Below are 23,257 nucleotides of genomic sequence, written 5' to 3'. Positions count from 1 at the left end.
AAAGTGAAGATTACTGTAATCTTTTATAATTAATCAACATTCTTGATCGCATCCTGCAATTCATCACTCATAGGATCAACTGATGGTGCAAAAACACCTATAATTTTCCCATTCTTATCAATCAGGAATTTTTGCCAGTCTCCGTGAATGGCATAGCCTACTTGCCCATTATCTGATTTGTTGGTAAGCCAATGATAAAGTGGTACTTGATTTACTCCTTTTACTTCTGCCTTACCAGAAATAACATATGTAGCACCATATGTTTCCGTAACATATTGAAAAATGGTACTGTCTGTCCCTTGTTCATTCCCAAAACTATTACTAGGTACTACTATAATGACAAGGCTATCTTTATGAATCTGATACAACTGTTCAAGACTAGCATATTGGTCTACAAATTCACTTCCCCCTGCAGTATTAACAATCAATATTTTCTTTCCCTGAAAATTTGCAAATGCAATAGGTTCACCATTTGTATCCGGTATAGTGTATGTATAAATACTTGTGGTAAAAAAGAATGCCGCGATGCTTAAGAGAACATTTTTCATTGGTATGATTTTAGTTTAAGGAACATAATCAATATCACAGGGTGTAAAGACACTATATTCAGAATTTGGACCGGAATGGGAATTATCACTAAAAACGTAATAATAGGTGCATTTCCAGGCACCTATTGATCCGTCCTGGTTAATATGGTCATTAACCCACCGTGCACTGGTATTGGTTCGTACCCCTGTTTCACAATAACCATTACCCATACATTTTTTTGAACCATTTGCAACGGTGCAGGCAGCACAGTCATTTACAAGAGCATCATTTGGCACATTGCCTTTTTGATAATACCGGAATGTTTTAATTATATTTTTATTTTGATCACGAATTGATGACAACCTAGATAGCCCATCATAGAGGTAATATGCTATTTTATTATTTGCATCACAAACGCTGGTAACTCCAATTATTGGCTCATATGTATAAGTTGTCATTTGCGCCCCAAGGGGGTAAATACGAACCTCATCCAGCTTGCCTGTACCTGAAATTGTAATAGTATTTCCGCTTGCGGTAACAGTATGCTCATAATGAATCCAGCTTGTGTTGAATATGCGGCCAGTTTTATAACTGGCATTGATGACTCCGCTTAGGGTATAAGGAGTTGTCTTGTTACTCCAGTATGATACAACATACTCTTTACCATTAGTAATGCCACTTTTGCTCAAAACATTAGAGCCAGTAAGATTGTAATACTTTTTCCCAGTTGGTGGCATACCATTATAATCATCTGTGAGTATTACCGGAGTTATAACACCGGAATAACTATCAAAATTTCCAGTGCCATCTCCTTCGAAAGAAGTATATGCAATGTCTGTCTTCAATTGTGACACATTACTAACTGCCGGAAATACACATTCTGCAACCGGCAAGCTGTTTTTGTAGTCCCAAATGTAAAATTGACCTACATCTTTATCTTTTCGCTGCTGTATAATATTTCCGTTAACGTCATAGCTATCAAAAAATATGGCAGCCTTGTAAGAATCATCAATATGCAAACCTGATGCCTTAATTGAGATTGGAGAGAAATTGCTAACAGGTGTCGAAGAAGTTAATGCATATAGCAAATTAGGTTTGGGTAGTGTATTGGCAGTCGCATAAGAACTTAACACCGCCGATAGAGTTCTTAGATCAGGATTATTGATATCTGTATTTGATTTGTCAGTATAAACCTCTATTGGAACGTTTACAACATTTTTATTTTTCAAATTTTGAATACCTAAAGCACCATTTGCAACATATGGACTCGTAAAATCCAATGGATAAGTAGTATGTGTTGTTATGTTTTCACCTAGACTGTTCTGCGTAACAGTTCTTGTTGGGAAATAGTGTTGACTGCCTTCATAAAAATAATTTGTAGTTGAACTTAAAAATATGTCTTTATCATTTGGATCATATATCTTTTTTGTTGTGCTTGATAAATAGCTAAAATTTGGATTCAATGTTCTATATGCTTTCATATACCCTGAACAAACTCCATAATCATTTGTATTCATCGAAGAAGGAAAGGCATTGACATATGTAATTCTTTCCCACATCAGACCGCATATATAGCTTGGATTGACACCAATATTGTAGGTATTGGAAGTCGTTTGTACCGGCGAATAAGTAATAGGATTATTTTGAGTATTTGCTTTATACACGGTTTCATCAAGTAGTGATCCATTCAGGGGGTCGGCTGTATTCGAACCTGACGGAGGCATAATAGGTAATCCATCAAAGCTATAATTTCCTACGATATCCGGATTGTTATGATAAGCATACACGGTTTTGCCAAATTCCCCGTTTTCTCCATCCAGTACAACCACTGTATCGTACCCAACTACCGCTCCAGCCGCTGATCCATTGAGTGGTATATTACTGTCTGAGTTTCTCATTAAGTGATAAGTCCAGAATGGTTGAACTATGTCATTCCCGTTACCTGGGTCTCTTGAATGATGAAATTCTTCGGAAGGGATAAAGTAACGATACTCGGGACGAGACATTCTTTTACCATAGCTATACTCTTTAAGGCCAGTGCCATTCCTATCCTCCCAATAATGATAAATGAACCGCTTGATTTTATCGTTAGTAGGATTCAATCCATCATGATCAATAATTCTTTTTACCCTTAATCCGCCAGCATTGGAAAATGTAATACCCTGTAATGAAAGAGGGTTTGAGCTTACCTGGCTATACCAATTAAAGTTAAAACGCATATCCTGTAACGTAATGCCTGTAGGAAATAAGCTATTATTTACTGAAACCTGTATGGTATATAAGCCTGGAGTAAGATATAAATTGGTTTTGAACGTAACAGCCGATCCTTGACATATTAATGAAGAGTCATCACTTTTGTAGGTCCCACTTAAATCTTTTTCATAAATAATATTGTTTGCTTCGTCAAGAATTGAAAATTTGATGGCGCCATTTTGAATTACAAAAGGACAAGTTAGGTTGCTGCCAAATCTAACAGGTACAGTTAATTGTACGAAAGCGAGTTGATTACTGGAAAAAAGATATAAATCAGTTAAGTCCTTTACGTTACTTGTTCTCCATGCACCACCGTTATAAAGATTATCATATGTCATATCATTCGCATCATTGTGAACAACTACAGAATACTGTTTTGCAAAATATGATTGGTCATTTATCTGTGAAGCCTGTTCATCAAAATCATTGGCCTCATAAACAAATTCTGTTGAACCTCCTGTGGGATATTGAATAGTCTTAAGACTAAAGACTTTCATAAAATCTAAATCAGGACTATTATCTGCATCCCTGTTTTGCCCTTGTGTTCCTAAAACATAGGAGATTTGGTCGTAAGCCTCGGTATTTGAAGTCAAAATGTAATCAGGAATCAGACTGATGTTACCATGCTTCCCATTAAAATATCCCCAGTGATCCCGCGCAAAAGATGTCTTAGCCGGCAGGTTACCCGACTCATTATATATAAATGAATAAGGGTTATTCGAAACCACCAGTCCATTTTGGTCATAGCCCTTTTCCGTAATCCCTGTTAACTTTAAACGTTTTGCGTAGAATCCCGTTGCAGGTTGCGGTGGATTAGGGCCATAATCATTATCATAACCTCCATCAAAATAGGTATATCCTAAATCAAAAAATTTAATCGGATTGGAGCTTTTATTCCCTCCCGCATCTTTGGAATAAATCGCTATTTTATCCACTTTCTTATCATTTTCAACATCATCACGTGTTGAATAAGTAAATTCCATTACTCCTGTTGTAAAATCAATTGATGATAACAATACCTGAGTATAATTTCTTCCAGGAGCCATGCCTTTTTGCTCAGAAAACTGGTAGCGTGCTAGCTCAAAACCTGGTGTTTGATAAACATCTTTTGTTTCGGTGTAAGACCCAAAAGATTGAATATAATTCGATGCGACAATCGTATATGAAAATGTAACTATATTTCCTGCGGGTGATGTAATCTTAGTCAAATACCAGGCTGATTTATGATCGAGAGGGTCGTTATTAGGGTGATAACTTTCTATGGCCTCAAAGTCATAAATGAATCCATCGACATCTGTTATTCTCCAGTAATCATTAGGACTAGTTAACAATGAGATTTTGAGATTCTGTTTCTTTTCCAATACGGCGGTACTCTTATCCTTTTTCAAAATAAATTTACCACTTTGATTGGCAAAGTTGAAATAGTATTGGTCTGGTTCAAAATCGGTGTAAGGAAGTCCATCCATTTCATTTGTTACTGAAAGAGTTGTTTCATTGTAATGATCCATTACGATAATGTTGCAGGGGTCGCTTTTCTGAACAAATTGTTTTGGGAAATAAAGTTCATCAAAGTCAGGAATATTGCTTGAAAAATACCCAGTTTCAAAATCATCTCCACCCATTATCGTTCTTGATACTACGCCACCGGCATTTAGACTCCAGCCTAAACCAACACGACTAGCTTCTTCACCTACTTTAATTCCTGAAGCATGATAACTTAAGGAAACCGGAACGGTAATGTCTCTAAATTTTATCGTGTAAATAGGTACTGAAATACTGGGAATACCTGTATATGCGCTCACCGGTATTTCACCATACTTTTGCAATGCCTGTACATTTGGTGAAGGTGGGGCAACTTTGACCAATTGGGGTCCGGTTTGTGCATCAATTTCTAACCCAGTAGCTAAAAAAATACTGAGAAATCCAATAAAAAATACAACTCTTGATTTCATAAACTTGTATCTAAAAATTAAAAACTATATCCCATGCGAAATTTTAAAGCCTGCCCCGGAGGCACCTGCTTATTATTGAGTAAGTCATATAATAACTTTATATCTCCACCCTTTTTACCTGCCTTGAATTTTTTACTTACTCCAATTAAGGCGCTCCTTTGCCAGATATCAATATTCTTGATATCATTAAAATTATTAAACCGTTGTAAGTAGTTATATTCAAATCCGCCAGCAATCCAGATACTTCCCTTAAACCTAACATCCGCATAACTCCTCAGTCCTATACCCTCACTCGTAAAACGGATATTGTTCAACCCACTCCCTAAACCAATTTTATAGCTGGCCCCTATGCCTATTGATTTGGAATCGCTAATCTTGTATCCCAATGAAAAAGCCAAATCACTCATAGATGGAAGAAACAATGTTCCTCTCTGGTTTTGTACATTGATACCATATTCTAATCTCTGCCAGAATTTTTTAGTCTTTTGATTGTCTGGCTTAAAGTCGGGCATGGTCATATCACTTGAACCACCACCTAACTGGTTGACCTTGTCTTTCAATTTATTGAGCTGCGCCTGAGCTACCTGCATCTCCTGTGAAATATATTGCTGCGGATTTGTTCCACTACCTGCAAAAGCCTGATTCACTTGTTGCTGAATTTGAGCAGAGGTTTGCAAACCGTCCAGTGCTGCGGGAGTCCCATAATTTGATGGAATGCGAAGCAGTCCTGCCAACATACTATTCTTCTCTATAAATTTTTGAAAGGCAGGTATTCTATTTAAAACTTCAAAAGCTTTTGCTTCAAGTCTATCAGGCTCATGTAATATGGTTTTATACTCTTTCACCATTTGCTGATAATAATAAACTTCCTTATTGATAGCCAACAGCTCTTTACCAAGGCCCGTGTTTGAAAGCGTTTCTTTTAATTGCCTTTCCCTCTCCCGAATAAAGTTTTGTATTTCATTGGCTTGTTGTAGCCTGCCTTGCAGTTCCCAAATTTGTTTACTAGCATCTCCAATTTGATCTAATTTATCAGAAGAAAACCCACCTAACCCCGATCCATTTTGTTGTAAAAATTTTAGTGCACCGCTGACACTATCAAGACCTGGTAAATATTCTTTCAATTTTGCATTTACCTTTGTAACAGGCCCAGTAATCCTTATTTCCAACTCTTTATACTTCTCCTGAGATTTATCGAATAATTGCTTAGTTTTTAAACTGTCTATACCTCGCAATTTCTCTTGCAACTTTGACTCCTTTTGTTGCATTTTCTTCAATAGCTTTTCACTTTGCTTCTGCACATCATTACTAAGTTTTGAATACTTTTTATCAAAATAGTCAAATGATTTTTCGGGAATACTATTCATTGCGAAAATGATATTTTGTTTCACTGTATCAGACGCGAGAATACTGTCCGTTTTTTGACTAAAACAGATTATGGAAAACAAAATAAAAAACAACATGAGAGTGTACCTCATAATAGGGATTTAATCGGTTTAAAGTCAATATTTTTTAGTATGTGTAAAGTCTACGAATTGGAACAGATTTATGCTTATACTTACTAAAAAATATTGCATTTACTCAACTAAAATATATTGAAGACTATTGCTTCATTTATATTAAAAAAAAATAGACCATTGTGCTGAAATAAATACTTTCATTACATACTTACGATTTTATCAAACAACATTAATAACTATTTAAAATACCTCTATAAAAATACATTTCCGGCTTATGAACAATTTTTTGTAACTCTTCATTTATTAATTCCATTAATTCGATTTCCTTTTGTATAGCTTTTATAAACTGCAATCTTTTATTCTGTATATGCTTAGTTATTTTAATATACTTAGCTCTTATTGCATCAATGTATTTTGAAGAATTTCCAATTATTGAACTATTAAATTCTTCTTCACAACTCTCTAGTAATTGCGCTTGTACTGAATATTGTTCAAATACTCTTCATGCCAGTAAAAGCATTACAATAAAAAAGTAATTTTTCATTCTAAAATGATTACTTTTTGAGTATAAAATTCTTTCAAAAAAGTATATAAATTTCAAATGACACCTCGAATTTTATTAGTATATAAATAGCCTCCAAAACATTCCCCTATAAGGATAATTCACCTACAACTACTATCAAATTACAAATGATACAAGAGAACGTTTTGACGCATAAAATCCCCATACCCACTTTTAAAAGTAGTTTACACAATGGCAATATTGTCAAAACTATTCAACGATTTATTTCACGAAATACAATGTTATAGGCTAATACAGCAACATAATCACCTCTATACTGGGCAATACAATTACTGCATGCACGCATCACATGGAATAAACGGCAATTAATCTTTATTTGTCTAGCAAAATGTAAATCAGAATAAAACAAGGTGTGAGTGCTTCGCTACAATATCGGAGTTAACCTATTTTATAACATTTATCTTTTTGCATTTGGGTTGATGCACTATGTGCAAATTGTTAATAGCATACGGTAATCAGGTTTGGTTGTTAAACAAGTTTTTAATGTAGGATATATTTAAGCTAACAATTTTTATTAGGAGATGTGAAGGAAGAAAAAATATTTTAAATAGAAAAGTATTTTACCTTAAAATTTTAAACATTTTTTTGCATCAAAAAATATTAGTGTTATCTATACACTTATTTTAAGCTACTGTCCTTAACATCAAAAACAGTAAAGGCTAAAATGCAAATAAAGCTCCTTGTCATTTATCTAACAGATACATAAAGTCCACTCACAACCCATGCATGACTAACCTTAAAACCCAAAAATGATACGAAACAAGAAATCAATTTTTTTAAAAAAGCCCTTGTATTAAAATACCCGGGCCATGTGTAACTACGCTCCAAGTAAATTCATTTATAATTTTTCTTCCAACTCCTTTAAATCTTGTATTATACATGATCGCTATATATTGAAATGATTATACATCCCATTGCAACACCACCTCCAAAAATTATCAATGTCATAAAAACTACACTCCACAGTCCAATCTTTAGGTTAGGCATTTGTTTAAAATTATTGTAATCAAAATTTATATATGGTAACCATTAAAGCAAAAATATTAATCTGGCAAATACCAAACAACGTGATTTTTCACACAATTTGCTCTGTGATAAATCACGCAGCACGTGATTTATCACGTTTTTGGCTAATGATTATAGCATTTTGAATTTTTGGCACGATTTTATTTTTAACTCGAACTAGTATTATAAAATAATTGATACTTATTTTGGAATAAGTGTTAAGCAAGAAAATAAGTGAATCGAAATTGTTTTGAAAAAAATAACTCTGATTGTTCTGCTGTAACCTTAGGGATTTAATAGCAACCTTTCCATTTGTATACCCTTACCATTTTTGATTTCTATACAACACCTTTTTACTCTGCTAATAATGAAATTTTTAAAAACAGTCTTTTAAATTCTTCATGCGTCTACTGCATCAATCCAATGCTTGTTTCAATGTGTCTCAATTGATTGCCCTTATGTTTATCGCTATTTATAGTCAGCGTCTTTTTGTAGTGTAGGGTTCAACCTTGGTTACCATGTTCCGAATAATAACGGCAAGTTTACGAGCCGTTGCAGTTATAGCTGCAATCCTCCCTATTTTAAATGCAATTCGTTTAAAAAAGGGCGTTAACTCATAATCTTTCTGGTTACCTATGGAGTTGGCTGCCTGGCGTAACGCATTTGCAATAATTTTTTTCCACGGGTGTTTTATTTTTAATGATTTGCCCGCCACTAGTTTTATTGTCCGGTGCTAACCTTAGCCACGAAGAAAAACTTTTTGCTGATGGAAACATGTGTAAGTCATTACCAATATTAGTCAAAAGGCAAAGAACAGTCGTATGACTGATACCAAAAATGGCGAAAATATCCGTGTGAAATTATTGGTAAGCTAGTCGGGAAACATTTAATGGGGGTGAGTGTTTTCTGCTTTTTTATTATTTGCTTTTAGCATCTTATCTTCCTTAGGGTCAAGTATGTTTTGTGGAATGTAGCTTTTTAATTTATCCTCAATTTGCTTGTAATATTCCCAAAAAGCCTTCTCATATATTTTGTAAATATTTAACGAAGCTTTTAAGTCAAATAATAATTCCTTCAGTCATTCTTCTTGCAACGAATTGACAATCTCTTTTTGCGATTTGTTTACTCTTACTTTAACAAAGGAAGGCAAGTGTTTAGGTTTCCTATTACCCGCTTGAATTGCTTCACCTATGTTTAATACAGATTTTCAAACACATCCCGAATAACAATATCTAATCTGATATTCATTAGCCGCAAAGCTTTTTGCATTTTGTGAACATAAATGGAAGCCTGCTCAATGAGATGTATGCGATGATGATAATAAGTTCGGAGCTCTTGAATGGCAGAAATCATTCAAATTTCCACAAATAAATACAGAAGCCTAACCATATTTAATACTAAGTGAAGCCTTCACAATAATTTTAAATAATTTATCTATTCTGTATGTAACCTTACAGTTGCCCTTCTTGCAGGCGATTTAAAATTATATCAAACTCCTTGCTAATAACAGGTTCAAACACTCTACTTTGGTAAGCCTCTGCTTTATGTTCATTCGATCAATATTATAAAAAGAGTTTAATCTAACCTAATTATAAGGCGAGGAAAGAAATCTTTTAATAAGCATAAAATCCAAGTCATAAAATGTATCTTCTTCTGTAATTTTCCACTATTGTATGCTTCAAAAACAGGTAAGGCTACAAGAGCTGTGGAGATTATAGAATTCTTATACGTCCTTATTAAAATAACACTTCGAAATATGGACACTATTAATATAATTATTCCTAAGTCTATATATATGGGTAATATTTAATGTACAACTTTAATTTCCACACGCCTGTTTTGTGAGCGGCCATCAGCAGTAGCATTGTCTGCAATAGGTTGTGTTTGTCCCATACCTTTTGCTGATATACGTTCTTTGCCAATGGCTTTACTTACCAAATAATTTAAAACTGCATTAGCCCTTTTTTGGCTAAGTACCAAATTACCCGCCGGTTTGCCAATATTATCGGTATGCCCGCCTATTTCAAGTTTTACAGTTGGGTTATCGTTCATAAATAATACAAGCCTGTCAAGGTCAGAAGAAGATGTTGTATTAATCACTGACTTTCCTGTTTCAAAATAAATTTTATTAAGTACGATCTTCGTTCCTACTGAAGCATCTTGTACAGCCAATTCAAGTTTTACATATAGTGTTGTACTGCGATTTAATCCTTTTGTACTTATACCTTCAATATTTGAGAGATAATCTGCTTTTTTTCCTGATACAGAGAAATCACTTTCACTGTCTAATTGCATTATGAACTTACCATCCGTAACCTGACTCTGGCTGCGAATAATGCTGTTTTGCGTTTCATTTTTTATGCTTACAGTTACACCGGCTTCTGGAAGGTTCGTTGTTTTATTTATAACCTGGCCCTGCAATGTAAACCTTGGGTCGTTGTGGGTGATATGAATATCAATTGCAGCATTACCTGTATTAAAGCTGTTTTTTGCAACGTTTTCAGTGGTGGTGCTGATGTTATTTAATAGGCCACTTACGGTGTAATCTGCAGCAGGCAAAGTATCGAATATAATGCTACCATTTGCATCTGTATTGCCTGTTAGTTTTTTTCCATCGTTACCCTTTATTTCTACTGCAACATCTGGCAATGGAAAACCTGTGGCTTCATCCGTTACAATAACTTTAATATTTTTAGCAGGTGTTTTTACTACGACTACTGGTTCTAAAACTTTTTGAGGTATCGTTTCTACTACTGGTTTTACAGGTAAGGGTTTTTCTTTCTTTTTGCCGATAGCTGTTGCAATACCCATTTGGTAAAAGAAGTTTTTATTATCGCTATTTGCAAAAGCTAGCCTGTGTTGAATTTGTACATTAACAAGTGCTTCATTGAAAATATTAAATTGTAAACCGCTCCCTAGTGGTGCATAGAAACCTGTGCCATCCTGGTTATACAATCCTGCACCTGCAATAAGGTATGGACGCACATAATATTTATCGCTTAGCAATTTAATATTTGCCACAGCATCTAAAGTAAACAGTGCGTAAGAGGTACTATTTGTGGTGGAAAGTTTATACCCATTGATCCCTTTTGTATAATTAAAGCTGGCTGCAAGGTCAATGTGTTTTGAAATGCCTTGTAAATAATCAACACCAATGCCTGTCATCATTTGCGGGGGCTTGCTCCATAGCTTGTTTTTAAGCACATCATGAAACGATGATGACGTTATTTTTGCCGCTGTTTCAAAATCGGTAAGGGAATAATGTATACCAAGTGTTGCCGGTTTTATGTAGTTTTGTGCATGAACTACACTAAACGATAATACTAAAATGAATAACCCCAAGGCCTGAAAGAGGCACTTAAAATTGATCGAGGTTTTTACTATTATTTGTCTCATACAATATTTTTTAGTATCCTTAAAAATGATTAAGGGCAACGAACATTTTAACATTTAAACTTTACAATCAATCGTGAGCTGTTACATTTTATTCTAAAGAACAAGAGTGCGACGCAAGAAAAGCTTAATAGATATTCCAATGCTTAGTCCAAAATATTACTTACTGCTTTCTCTGTTCTAATATTTCTCTTGTTGATTTTACCTGAAACCAAAACGGTTCACTACGACCATCACCTGTACCATTATTAAAACCAAATCCATTTGAATCAAGAGTTTGGATGGTCCAGATAAATTTTCTGTTTTGTGCACTGTCGGCCAAATATAATTGGGGACGCCAGATGAATTGTGTTACACCGTTTACCTGCTCGTCTAACAATGGACGGTTGCTACGAAATGCCTGCATGGGTGTTTGACCTTCCTGTATTTCGAAAATCTGCAGTTGAAAACTGGTACGTTCCTGTGTAGGCGCAGGTGCCAGGGGCGTCCATCTGAAAGTGATGGCTACAGCCGATTGTTCAGCACTTAATATACTTTCGTTTTGTGGTTGCATCAATATAGGTAATTGATAACTCAGGATAGTGAATGGCCTAGTATCGCCCTCATTTAGCGGCTCAAGTGTGGTTGCATTTAAAAGCTGTAATGTAAGCTGGTAGCTGCCTGCAGGCAGTCGGCCTGTTTGTAATAATGTACGCTGAATGCTTCCTGTAAACCGTATGCTTTGAAAAAGTAATGCATCTTTGCTAAGCAATATTGTAGTGCCTACATTGAAAAAAGAATTGGGTACAAAATTCAGATCGCTTGTGCCAATAAGATTGCCCGCACCATCGCTGAAGTTTGCTTTTATTTTTACAGGAAAATTTTCAGGGCCTTCATAATTAATGGTATAAATCAGTATTTCTGGACGCTGTGCCCAGTTGCTTAGCAACGCAGTTGGGCGTGCACTCAGCGTCATTTGTGTCCTGAATAGTTGAGCATTCAAACTATTGTATCTTGTAAAAAATATAAGTGCTATGATGAATATTTTTTTCATGCCGTTTTATTTAAAGCGATAATTAAATGATGTACGCACTGTGCTTTCAAGATACCGTGCACTGGGTGGCAAAAAATCTTTTGTGTATTTGAAGAGGCTGCCAGTCATGGAAATATTCCATTTTAGTTTTTTAGTTATATTCCAGTCTGCACCCGCAGTTGCCAATATATTGCCGCCATCTGATTTTGGTAGTGTTCCATCAGTTTTATTATAAGTGTACATCAGCTGCCCCTTGAGTTTTAATTTATCTCTTGCAATGGGTAAACCAATATTGCTGCTAAGGGAATAAAAGGTTGTTTTTAAAAATTGATTGGGAAGCAATGGTGTTTTATTCAAAAAATACATAGCCGTAAAATCTGTTGAAACTTTCTTATTAAGGTAAGTGGGTATATAGGTAATCAGTGCTGTATGTGTATTGTTATGCGTAGTAACTAATGGGTTATAATTCGTACGCTCATCATATTTACTCCAACTATACGTGCCTGTAATATTGTGCATGATTTTTTCTGTCGTCCAAGTATAAGTAGGGTTGATGCTTAAATCGTTTGCCACATTGCGCAAACCATTTATCCCGCTTGTTTGAAAACCAAAATTGCTATAGAAAGCATTTACACTAAAGTGATCGCTGAACTGTGTAAACCAGTTCACGTTTGCAATCAGTTGTTTCGATTTTAGCGTGGTATTGCTCAGGTTGTTCATACGCTGCCCAATGCTTGCAGTTATGTTCATTTTATTTTTCCATGCGTTCAGTCTCGTATTCAACGTATAATCCCAACGGTCGGGTTGCATAAAAGGGTAACCTGCTGTTTGAAAACCTGCACCCAAATATTTTGTACTGATACCTATATCAAAATTTTTGCTTTTACGCCCGATAGAAATTTTTGCTGCATTGTCTGCCAATGTACTGGTATTGGCCTTAATAAATGGTTGCAAATCTTTAACGCCAATAACTGTTAAGGGTTGCGTTTCATCTAGAGTGTATATGCTGTGGGCAAATTCAGAATTGAAGTAGTAATTTTTTGCAATAGTGGTTTTTACCACAAAGCTTGCTGTAAAACCTTCCTGTGGCAATATGCCTGAAAGGGCAGGTGGTGCAGGGTTTACGCTGCTCAGCTTGTCCTTGCCTTTTGCAAAATTGAGACTAACCGAATATTTTCCCTCTTCTTCCATACCCAGTTGCGCCATCCAGTTGTTTCTTTGATAGGCGCCTATAATGGGCGGTGTTGCCAATGCATTGTAACTGATGGGGCGCTGGCTTACACCATTAAAAAACCTGACACGGAATTTTTTCGGCGTCAATGCAAAACCATAACCAAATAAGCCAATATCGCCTGTGCTTAATTCACTGTAATTAAGGTATTGTGTACCCAACTGCAACTCTGCCCATTTGTATTTTGGGCTGACACCAAAATTGTTCAACGGATTGGTAAGGAACTGCCACAAATTTTGTGGCTTGCCGCCAATGCTGCCATAGCCACCCAGAGTAGAAGGTGTTACAAAATTTGTTTGCTGGGGTGTGAAATTAATATTCACCGGCAGGCCCCATTTGCCAAAATTAAATGTGGGTGCAAAGTTAAATCGTACCAGGTTCCAGGGTCTGCGTGGCGCATAATAACTGCCCGCCGGGTTAAGGTCTAATCCATAGCCTTCATAGCTTACACCCATGCTGCCACCCAAAGAAATTTTGGGCGGTGAGGGTTGCTGCGCAAAGAGGTTTGCGGTGGAGAAAAGCAGGAGTATGATTAAAATTTTTTTCATTGTTTAGAATTTTTTATTGGCCCGGCTATTGAATTACTATGAAGCTTTTGTTGCGTCGCACACTTGTACAGTATTACTGCAGAATACTACTAACAAATACAATTCTAATAATTACTTATATTATTACAATCTATAGTATTTATAAAATAACTGCCATCAGTTAATGATGTGTTTGGTAATATTTCTATTGCATTGCTTGCAACAACATTAATTGGAGAATTAGCAGAACAATTATTTATGGTAATATTATCTGCAACCTGAGAATTAGTAATCGTTTTGTTTGTGAGAAAAACATTGGGTTCAAAAACTTTAATAAATCCAGTATGCTCCTGCCACTCATGCATTATATTAGTTGTAAAGGCAATCTTAATTTTAAAATATTTGCCATGTGCAAGAGGATTACCTAAAATATTTAAATAATCGAAAAGGTCGATAGTTTGCGTATATAAAAATGAATTTGTAACATCAAACCATTGTCCTGATTCGGTGCCTATCATTTGGAAATTCTCATCACATTCCTGAATAGAAATATACAAAACCTTATAGGAGCATTCATATTTAGCCTTGGAAGTCATACAAAAATTTGTGCAGGTACAAAACCACGCATTTGGATCAGAGGCGGACAAATGTTCTTTATAAATTTGAGTAAATGCCCAAACACATTGATCAGGTATTATTTTTATAGGACAATTCAAATTAACATTTGTAATATTTCCCCAACTCGTTGTTCGGCCATTAATCTTAAACGCTACGGTTCTGCACCCGCCCACAAAACATGGAGGACAAATCCCGCCACAATCAATGTCTTCCTCACCAGGATCTTGTATATGATTTAAACAAGTAGTTGGAATAGGTGGCGCTAAACAAGCAGCAGCAGAATTTTGTAAAATTCCATTTCTTATGTTACTAAGAGTTAATTGCATTCTTGTTGTTTGATCAGTAGTAAACATATTCATACAATCTTCAGCATCGTCCATATAATTAGCAACTTGCCTTGTGGAAATTCCATTATTATTTTCAGTTGTACATTGATTAGGTGGAAGACAGTTATTTGTTAAATCTGAACCGGAGCCTCCGAAACAAAAAGGGGTATCACCACAAAAGTCTGTATATATGCAATCCTTTTGAGCATCACTGTATGTATGTTTTAGATTTAACCAGTGACCTATTTCATGAGTTAATATTCTTGTACCAAAAGCGTTCATATCACAAACAACCCCGTCTCTGTTTTTTGTAGCCGGAACATTGCTTGTAAAATACATTGAAGGGTCAGAACCCCAGGCTTGAACATTACTGCCCGTTAAATCGCAAATCCATATATTAAGGTATTTATCCGGAGGCCAGTGAGACCAGTTTTTTATTAAGATATCATCTGCTTTTGAGTAAGGGCCATGAGAGTTGTCATTTACAGATAAAACACCCGTGGTTGGTAATCCATTTGGATCTTTTTGTGCTAAACAAAATTCAATTTCTGCATCCACACCGTTTCCATAACCCGGTGTGCTAGTCATTTTTCTGAAATCTTCATTAAGTTTGTCAATTATCAGTTGTTGAACGCTAAATGCAGTGCTTAAGGCTGCATTATTCCTTGCATTGCCAATGACATGAACAACAACCGGAATTCTTTTAACTCCCCATATTAAGGAAGCTCTGGATAATAAAGAATTTAAATGATGTGCATTAATCGTATCCTGAATGCCTGATTGCAATTGTAGCACCCTACCTAAGTAATTAGGGTCAGTATTTTTTAATTCAGTTTCAAAATAAGTTGTACCACAATGCATTGTTTGTGCATTAGTATTATGGGTACAAAATGTTACACAAGTAAAAAAAATTAAAATGCGATATTGCTTTTTCATGAAATCAATTTAAGGAAGTGATTCTAATTTACTTTCGATTTCAGTTCGTCAATTTCTCTTTGTTGCTTTACCATTAAAATAGTTAACTCCTCAATTTTTTTCAAAAGAAGTGCATTCATTTCCCCAACATTGATTCCTTTTTCTACCACTTCTTCAGCGCTAGGTATTTCTGGTAAGTGATTGTTCTTTGTATAGTAAGACTCTATATCATAAAGGTTTGGTAACTTATAATTATCATCAAAAACATAATCCGCCCAATTGGCCTGAGTAGCAGCAGTAATATATAATGATTGTGCAACAAGTTTTCCCTTTACTGCTAATCTATAGTTTGAATGAGTGCCAATTGGCTGTTTATCACCAATCCAAACCTGTGATGAACCGAAGGAACCCATTTTGAAATTTATCACCTGGTGCTTTTGATTTACATCCGCCCAAATATGTCCTACTGCACTATTATCAATACCAAAACCATAAGAAAATAAACTATTTAGCGTCCATATACCTAGCTTACCTCCTGATTGCTTGAATTCATAGTTATAAGTCCCACCAGGCCCATCCCATAATTTAAATGGAGTTGCGTTAGTTGAATTAATCACCGTTCTTCCATCACCATTCACGGTAAAATAGTCAAATGGTAATACCGGGTTTGTATTGTTAACAATCGTAAAAGCTTTATCAGTCAAAGTAGTGTTAGAGTTGTTAATTGTTATCCTGCCCAAACCATCTATTCGCATTAAATCAGGCGCAATAGCAGAATTTCCTGCATTTCCGTTATTTAAAATACCATTCTTAAATCTGAATTCAGGAATACCATTCGCAGATTGCCATCCATTAATAAAGAAATCAAAGTGCCCATTTGGATCAGCATCAGTACTTATTCCTCTTCGTGTGGGCACCTGCCCACCTCCTAATATTTCAATTCCATTACCTCCAATGCCTGCATTACTATACCCAAGTCCAATACTTACATCTCCGTTTACACTAAACTTTCGATTAGGGTATTCAGTTCCAATACCTATGTTGCTATTGGTTTTAACCCAAAGTGCTTTATTATCATTTGCTTTTAAAATAAAATCCTGATTGGTGCATGTTCCTGCAGTTGAGTTTAAAGGATTAGAGTTTCCTCCTGTATACCATGGAGTTATATATGCACAGGAATTCGGATCATTCCAAGTGCTAGGATCTATATTAGGATCTTGTCTGTTTTGTGAATTATTTATATTACCAACACTATTGATTTTATTAGAAGTTTTAGTCAAGTTTGAAGTTTTATTTTGACCATCATTGTCAAAATAGATTTGTGCAATGTCACTCATTCCATTATTCTCTCCAAAAGGCTTACTTTCGCTGTTTGTAGCTTGTACTGCCCACACAAACCGACAATTTGGGCTACATGGAAATAACCCACTGGTAATATTTGTTTGAGTAAGGTTTTCTACATTTTTTTCCACTATTGTCTGGTTTACTTTCATGGCCTGTGCACCTGTTTGCCCCTGCATAAGCTGCCATACTTTTAAGCGGTATGTTACCGGCTCCTTTGGCTTCGGAACAACAGGCGTCCATCGGAATGTTATGGGTGCATTTGCTTCCTTCTCTGCAATTACCTTATTATTAGCTGGAGCAATAATTGAAGGGCCTGTATATTTTTGGTTATCTGAACTGCCGCCACCAACTGTAAATGGCTTGCATATTTCTGCGCTAATATCCACCCATTGCCGGTTATCGCTCATCCCCCTAAAACTGGCGCATAAAGTGTAATCGCCGGGGGTTAATGCTTCACAGTTGCCTAAAGCTGCCAGCATATCTTTGGTTTGAAAACTGCCGGTTTTAAAATAGTCTAAGGCAATACCATCTGCTATACCGCAAATTTTACTATCCCCTTTTCTTAGAGCAATCAATAACTTTACCGGCCTGTCACCCCAGGTATTATTTTGTGCTACCAGTAAGAGAGCACCGGGCGTATTGCCCCATTCGCCGATGCTTGGCGGCAGTTCGTTCTTAACTGTAAAATTGGTGATGGAGATTTCGTTTTCCTGGGCATGGAGTAAGCTGCTATTCAATAGCAGTATGAAAAGTATATGATATATTTTTTTCATTTTTCTGATTTTATTATAATTTTTGTTTTTGAATATTTATTTTCATTGAAAAAATATTGTTTGCTTTATTGCTCTCTATGTATTTATGAGCAGGATCTATTTCAAATTCCATAATATATTCACCATTTTTAAAACCCTTTGGTAGTTGTAAAAACTGACCTTCGTACATCATGCCATAATAATCGTACCCCCCAACACTAATGCCTTGCTTTGCAAGACTGCATGCATAATATTCCCCCAAAGCAAAATTGGGCATGCCTTCTCCGTAAAACTTTTTATTGAAATAACTGCTGCTGTCTTTATCATACAACATACCTGTAGTGAATAAACAATAACTTACTTTTTGACCTTTACATGCAACAACTCTTTTTCCTTTACTCATCTTTATAAGCCGCATTTCAATCCAGTCATCTACATGTAAGTGCTGGTGGCCAGGTTTGCTTTCAAAATAAATAGTCCCTGTTTTAAATTTTCTTTCTGAAAAGCCGTTACCTGTTTTTGTATATATTTTCTGAAACAGGCAATATCTTTTTTCATCTTTATTTTCAGTTGTATCTCCCTCACAACAACTGCCTGTTAATGTTGTTTCTGGTGCTACTTCCAAAGGACCTAAACCAATGTTGGCAATAGCCACAGCTATTTTCAACTGGCCTGGATACATGGGGTCATTCCATGCAAACTCATTGTACTGTTTTTTGAAAATTGCAGGACCCCCACTAAATCCGGAAACAATTCACAAGTTTTTTCATTCTTATTACAAACACATAATTCAGGCTGATTAAAATTGCAATATTGTCTTTGCCTTATAAAGGCAGGCTTGCTGCCAAACGTAATATTTACAGAGTCCAGAAAACCTGTTTCACCTTCTTTCAAATCCTCGATCAGCAATTTCCATATCCCATTTGGGTTGCTCCCATTGTTAAAACTTGACAATTCTCCGTCTGATGTATAATTGTCTGTAAAAGGCGGTTTCGACTTATTTATTAAACCATTTTTCCCATATTGCCGAAATGTAGTGTGTATATAGTTTTGGCCATTAGTACCCCCATTTGGGTTGGCAACCTAAATATTGCTCCCGTTTGGTGATTGTAATTGTGTTTTTAAATTACTTACCCGTGTATGATGAATTGTTAACTGTATTTTTTCAATGCCAAAATATGCATCAGCTTTTTTTGGCAACTCATGTACATATATGGGAATTTCCTGAATAAAAAACTTATTAGCATAATCATACTGTCCTACATTTTTTACAGAAAATGTTTGTGCCGTTGTATTACAAAAAAATCAGCATGTTAAAATAATACATAAAGCAGGCATATTAATTTTCCTGCTTTGTATTATAATATTATTCATTTCTATTGCAGGTTAAACGTGAAGCATTTCATTATTTCCCTTTCACAGCAGTTCACATCTCTGATGATAAACTTGATGCAAACATCTGCTTTAAGTGTGCAGCAATCGAGACCTGTAACACCAGGTAGGCCAAGGGTTAAGCTCAATATATTTCCATTAAGGTTAAAGGCTGTGCCCGCACCGTTATTAAATACCAATTCTCGTATATCTTTTTCCAAAGCGGATGGATTAACAATTGTTTGATTTGTTACACCAGTTAAAGTAGCTGAATTGATATTTGCCCATGTTTGAGGCTTATTTCTGCAAAGCATACAATTTTCATTACCTGCTGTGGTTGTTAACCTGAACTCATCAATTAGTATCCTCACCTCTGATATCGGAACTGATGTTGTAAGTGTAAAATTTGTTGTTATTGTAGAAACCGGATTGGCATTGCTTGCATTATTTTGCGTAATAACATTTACCGCAGATTGTGTAATAACAGGAGGCATTCCCACACATGGGCATGGGAGCGGCGGACAATCAAATTTTACAAGAATAGTTTTAGGAGTGCAAGCCGTTGTACCACAGGTTGGAGTTACTTTTATAGTATACGTGCCGCAAGCCAAGCCATTAAGCAACGATAAATTGAAACTGTTTGTTGTGCTTATGATTGCAGGGCTAAGTGGAGTACCATTTGCCAAAACCTGCCAATTATATGAAGTTGTGCAACCTTCGGTACTAGGATTACAATGATAAAAAGCAGTCAATATGCCTGAAGCAAGCCCCTGGCCCAAGCTAAGATTTGGCCAATTTGTTGTGTATGTAGTATTATTATATATTAATGAGTCGAATTGCCCACATTGGCAGGGAGGCGCTTTACAATTCAAAAAATTATTTAAAAGAATTACGCTATTATTTTGTGATACGCTTACTGTTTGAGTGCCTCCAGCGGGGCTAATAGGAGAATAACCCGATTGAATAACTTCAGCAATTGTATAAGTGCCAATTGGAATATTATTAAAATAGAATTGACCATTAGCATCAGAAACAGATGTTTGAATTATGGTGCTGCCATTCAATAAATTGAACACCCACCCTGCCCCAGGCGCGTCCCCAGCATCAATTTTTCCGTTACAATTATTATCAATCCATTTCTGTCCTGAAATAATGGAAGCGGAGCAGCATTGTAAAGAAGGATTAGACAGAATATTACTTGTAGATGTGATATTAGCATTCATTGCAAAGCCCATTAATCCTGAGCCAACATTTGTTAATGAAAGCTCGATAAAATAACAACCTTGGTTAACCTGAAGGGTTTTGCTAAATTGTTTTATTATACTCCAACCAGCTTGATTATCTGTAAACAAAACTGTTCCTGAAGGATCACAGATATGTAATTCAGATTGATCATCACCTATATAACTTCCACTAATGGTAATCGTTCCAGATGCTGTTACTGAAAATTTTCTCCTAAATTTCCAGGGTTGTGTTAGATTTATATTATTAGTGCCAAAAATATAGTTTGGAATAACATTCAAAGAAACAGTTCCCGGAATCTGGCACCAATTTGAATAACCCACTGAAGATCCCGATATTATTGTGTATGCATTAGGAATATTTATTCCTCCAACTGTATTCACAGATGGAGGAGCAACATTTGTTAATTGCCAATATGGGTCTATTTGCCCGTTAGTTGTAAGGTTTGATCCTATTGTGCTAATCCCTGTACTTACATTTAAATTATTTGTAAGAACACAACTTTGCGCTTTTACAGGATTAATCTCTATAATGTTAACTATAAGAATTAAATAGTTTATATAAAATATCTTTTTCATCGTATAATTTTTATAATTATTTAGTAGGGTTAACGGGTGTATCAATCGGAACAGGAATTCCCCGGCAATTGCCTTTAAAAAATTCATACCTTTTTACAAAACTGCAGTATGTACAAGTCCCATCACTTGCTTTGAAAGTATAAGTGTAACGAATGGTAACAGCCACCCTGTCGCAACAACAACTTAAATTACTTAAAGGTGGTGTACTTATACTAAGGTTAAAACTACCAGGTCCTGTTGCATTGAAATAAATTGCATGGTGAGTAAACCCCGTAATGGGGGGTGAAGCGGCAGCTAAACTTCCGCTAAGACCTGCATAATTGCCTGCTGTAAAATTACCCCATTGATTCCAGTCTTTATTGCAGCTCATACAGCTATCACCTACATATCTTTCAAAAGTTATTATTTCGGCTTTTACACCAACTATGTTTCCATAACCTGTTGGGTTAAAGGGCTGTATAATATTCATGTAGTTGCCTAACAATGCTTGTGTAGCCGTACCGATATTCCATTGAATGAGGTCACAAGAATTGCATACGCAGCTGGGTAAGGTTATTAGTCCACTATTAAAATTGCTGGTGTTATTATTTCCATCATTCCAAATCCCGGTATAATTAAATGTTACAGCGGTTTGCGTTGAATTTGCAGGTGTATAAGTAAAAGAAATTGCAGGTGAATTTCCGCCAACTGGAATAGTCACGGGCAATGTATTTATTCCACTTATAGTTCCTAGAGTAGCCGTTATCCCATTCATCATTGTAGTACATTGTTGTCCACCTGTAATTGGAATCACATTGTTAAACACAATAGATACATTGTATGTTGGCAATCCATTTACCCATCCTTTACAGGTAATTGTTACAATATCTTTATTTGTTCCGCAACCGGCACTACTTACACTAAATAAACTTGGTTCACTTTCTCCAATATTCTCACCCCAAGGCTTTCCTTCTCTATTAATAGCCTGCACAGTCCAAACAAAATCACAGAGGTAAGGTGGTTTACATGGGCCAGTTAGCAAATTTGCAACAATTGTTTGCGTAAAATTATCAACATCCTTTGTTACTATTGGCGGATTTGTTCTTAGAGCCTCCGTACTGTTTTGGCCCTGCATAAGCTGCCATACTTTTAAACGATATGTTACTGGTTCTTGCGGTTTAGGAACTACTGGAGTCCATCTGAATGTAAGAGGCTTTTTAATATCCTGCTCAGTAAATATTTTATTATTCTCAGGAAATATTGGTGCAGGCCCTGTATATTTTTGATTGTTTGTGCCGCCATCCACAGTAAACGGTTTGCATACTTCTGGGCTAATATTTACCCACTGGCGGTTATCGCTCATTCCCCTGAACTGGACACACAATGAATAAATACCGGGTGGCAGCGTTTCGCAATTGCCAAGCCCTGCCAGCAATTCATTTGTTCCAAAGCTGCGTGCTTTAAAATAGTCTAGGGTAATACCATCTGCAATTCCGCAAATTTTACTATCGCCCTTTTTTACAGCAATTAACAACTTTACAGGCCTGTCGCCCCAGCTACTATTTTGCGCTACTAGTAAAAGAGCGCCCGGCGTGTTGCCCCATTCGCTGATGTTTGATTGCAGTTGATTCTTTACAGTAAAGTTGCTGACAGAGATTGCATTTTCCTGGGCATGGAGCATAAAACTGCAGATAAAACATACCATAGTAAGGCATTGTTTTTTAAACATATAAGGAGAGTTTTCATGATGGGAAAAGAAAGGACAATTCGTATTCTAAAACAATTTAATATTTTTTTTTATTAATGCGTTTTTTATTTAAAAAATTAATATTATATCCTCATTTAAAAAAATTAGGGGCAATAGCAAAGCGCTAAATATTTTATCATGGAAGTCAATTAATATTGAAGCCTCCCATTTTTATTTAAAGTTAATTTTACTTCCCTTTTCGATTCACTTACAAAGAATTGAGTATAATAAATCGAATCCCTGCCGGGAGCATCTGGATGTGATTTGATCTTTTTTGCAACTACAAAAAATGCTTAAGCAGCATCAGAAAAAATATCAAATCACATCCATAGAAATTAAAGCAAATAAGCCCAAATTCTATATTTTAAAATACTATCGAATAAGGGAGGACCTCACCATCACAGCCTTAAGGCCCTGTATGATGAATTAAAAAACCATCCC

At 35.8% G+C, this 23,257-nt stretch carries 12 protein-coding genes; all 12 read right to left on the bottom strand.

The genetic code is table 11. The annotated features are described in order from the left end of the window. Positions 1-29 precede the first annotated feature (29 nt). The 12 genes from GD597_RS06440 to GD597_RS06385 all read right to left on the bottom strand — a co-directional run bounded on the left by GD597_RS06440 (position 30) and on the right by GD597_RS06385 (position 22,798). Positions 30-548, bottom strand: coding sequence for a glutathione peroxidase (locus tag GD597_RS06440; RefSeq protein WP_171607007.1), 519 nt, complete (start codon positions 546-548; stop codon positions 30-32). A 15-nt stretch (positions 549-563) separates the two neighbouring features. Continuing rightward, complete coding sequence (locus GD597_RS06435) at positions 564-4,733, bottom strand: hypothetical protein (protein ID WP_171607006.1); 4,170 nt, start codon at positions 4,731-4,733, stop codon at positions 564-566. A 17-nt stretch (positions 4,734-4,750) separates the two neighbouring features. Continuing rightward, a complete protein-coding gene (locus GD597_RS06430) occupies positions 4,751-6,100 on the bottom strand; it encodes a hypothetical protein (protein WP_171607005.1) in 1,350 nt (449 codons plus the stop codon). A 2,310-nt stretch (positions 6,101-8,410) separates the two neighbouring features. Next, positions 8,411-8,611 (bottom strand): transposase, encoded by a 201-nt coding sequence (locus GD597_RS22195; protein ID WP_394353236.1) that lies wholly within the window; start codon positions 8,609-8,611, stop codon positions 8,411-8,413. 976 nt (positions 8,612-9,587) lie between these two features. Then, positions 9,588-11,177 (bottom strand): OmpA family protein, encoded by a 1,590-nt coding sequence (locus GD597_RS06420; protein WP_171607003.1) that lies wholly within the window; start codon positions 11,175-11,177, stop codon positions 9,588-9,590. Positions 11,178-11,337: 160 nt separating this feature from the next. After that, positions 11,338-12,207 (bottom strand): hypothetical protein, encoded by an 870-nt coding sequence (locus tag GD597_RS06415; RefSeq protein WP_171607002.1) that lies wholly within the window; start codon positions 12,205-12,207, stop codon positions 11,338-11,340. Positions 12,208-12,213: 6 nt separating this feature from the next. After that, positions 12,214-13,965, bottom strand: a complete 1,752-nt coding sequence (locus GD597_RS06410) for a hypothetical protein (protein WP_171607001.1) — start codon at positions 13,963-13,965, stop codon at positions 12,214-12,216. A 104-nt stretch (positions 13,966-14,069) separates the two neighbouring features. Further along, complete coding sequence (locus GD597_RS06405) at positions 14,070-15,824, bottom strand: M43 family zinc metalloprotease (RefSeq protein WP_171607000.1); 1,755 nt, start codon at positions 15,822-15,824, stop codon at positions 14,070-14,072. Positions 15,825-15,847: 23 nt separating this feature from the next. Then, a complete protein-coding gene (locus GD597_RS06400) occupies positions 15,848-17,920 on the bottom strand; it encodes a hypothetical protein (protein ID WP_171606999.1) in 2,073 nt (690 codons plus the stop codon). A 13-nt stretch (positions 17,921-17,933) separates the two neighbouring features. Continuing rightward, positions 17,934-18,581, bottom strand: coding sequence for a lysyl oxidase family protein (locus GD597_RS06395; protein WP_171606998.1), 648 nt, complete (start codon positions 18,579-18,581; stop codon positions 17,934-17,936). 694 nt (positions 18,582-19,275) lie between these two features. Continuing rightward, entirely contained in the window at positions 19,276-21,090 is a 1,815-nt protein-coding gene (locus tag GD597_RS06390) for an SdrD B-like domain-containing protein (protein WP_171606997.1), read from the bottom strand. A gap of 16 nt (positions 21,091-21,106) precedes the next feature. Beyond that, positions 21,107-22,798 carry a hypothetical protein gene (locus tag GD597_RS06385; protein ID WP_171606996.1) on the bottom strand — a complete coding sequence of 564 codons (1,692 nt, stop codon included), beginning with the start codon at positions 22,796-22,798 and terminating at the stop codon, positions 21,107-21,109. Positions 22,799-23,257: the final 459 nt, after the last annotated feature.

It is taken from the genome of Limnovirga soli (assembly GCF_013106755.1).
Classification (GTDB): domain Bacteria; phylum Bacteroidota; class Bacteroidia; order Chitinophagales; family Chitinophagaceae; genus Limnovirga; species Limnovirga soli.
This window is presented reverse-complemented; position numbering and strand designations above follow the sequence as displayed.

What these genes read in the sequence shown, in the direction of transcription:
- GD597_RS06440 (WP_171607007.1), bottom strand. Translation starts at nt 548, where the DNA reads ATGAAAAATGTTCTCTTAAGCATCGCGGCATTCTTTTTTACCACAAGT.
- GD597_RS06435 (WP_171607006.1), bottom strand. Translation starts at nt 4,733, where the DNA reads ATGAAATCAAGAGTTGTATTTTTTATTGGATTTCTCAGTATTTTTTTA.
- GD597_RS06430 (WP_171607005.1), bottom strand. Translation starts at nt 6,100, where the DNA reads ATGAATAGTATTCCCGAAAAATCATTTGACTATTTTGATAAAAAGTAT.
- GD597_RS06420 (WP_171607003.1), bottom strand. Translation starts at nt 11,177, where the DNA reads ATGAGACAAATAATAGTAAAAACCTCGATCAATTTTAAGTGCCTCTTT.
- GD597_RS06415 (WP_171607002.1), bottom strand. Translation starts at nt 12,207, where the DNA reads ATGAAAAAAATATTCATCATAGCACTTATATTTTTTACAAGATACAAT.
- GD597_RS06410 (WP_171607001.1), bottom strand. Translation starts at nt 13,965, where the DNA reads ATGAAAAAAATTTTAATCATACTCCTGCTTTTCTCCACCGCAAACCTC.
- GD597_RS06405 (WP_171607000.1), bottom strand. Translation starts at nt 15,824, where the DNA reads ATGAAAAAGCAATATCGCATTTTAATTTTTTTTACTTGTGTAACATTT.
- GD597_RS06400 (WP_171606999.1), bottom strand. Translation starts at nt 17,920, where the DNA reads ATGAAAAAAATATATCATATACTTTTCATACTGCTATTGAATAGCAGC.
- GD597_RS06395 (WP_171606998.1), bottom strand. Translation starts at nt 18,581, where the DNA reads ATGTATCCAGGCCAGTTGAAAATAGCTGTGGCTATTGCCAACATTGGT.
- GD597_RS06390 (WP_171606997.1), bottom strand. Translation starts at nt 21,090, where the DNA reads ATGAAAAAGATATTTTATATAAACTATTTAATTCTTATAGTTAACATT.
- GD597_RS06385 (WP_171606996.1), bottom strand. Translation starts at nt 22,798, where the DNA reads ATGTTTAAAAAACAATGCCTTACTATGGTATGTTTTATCTGCAGTTTT.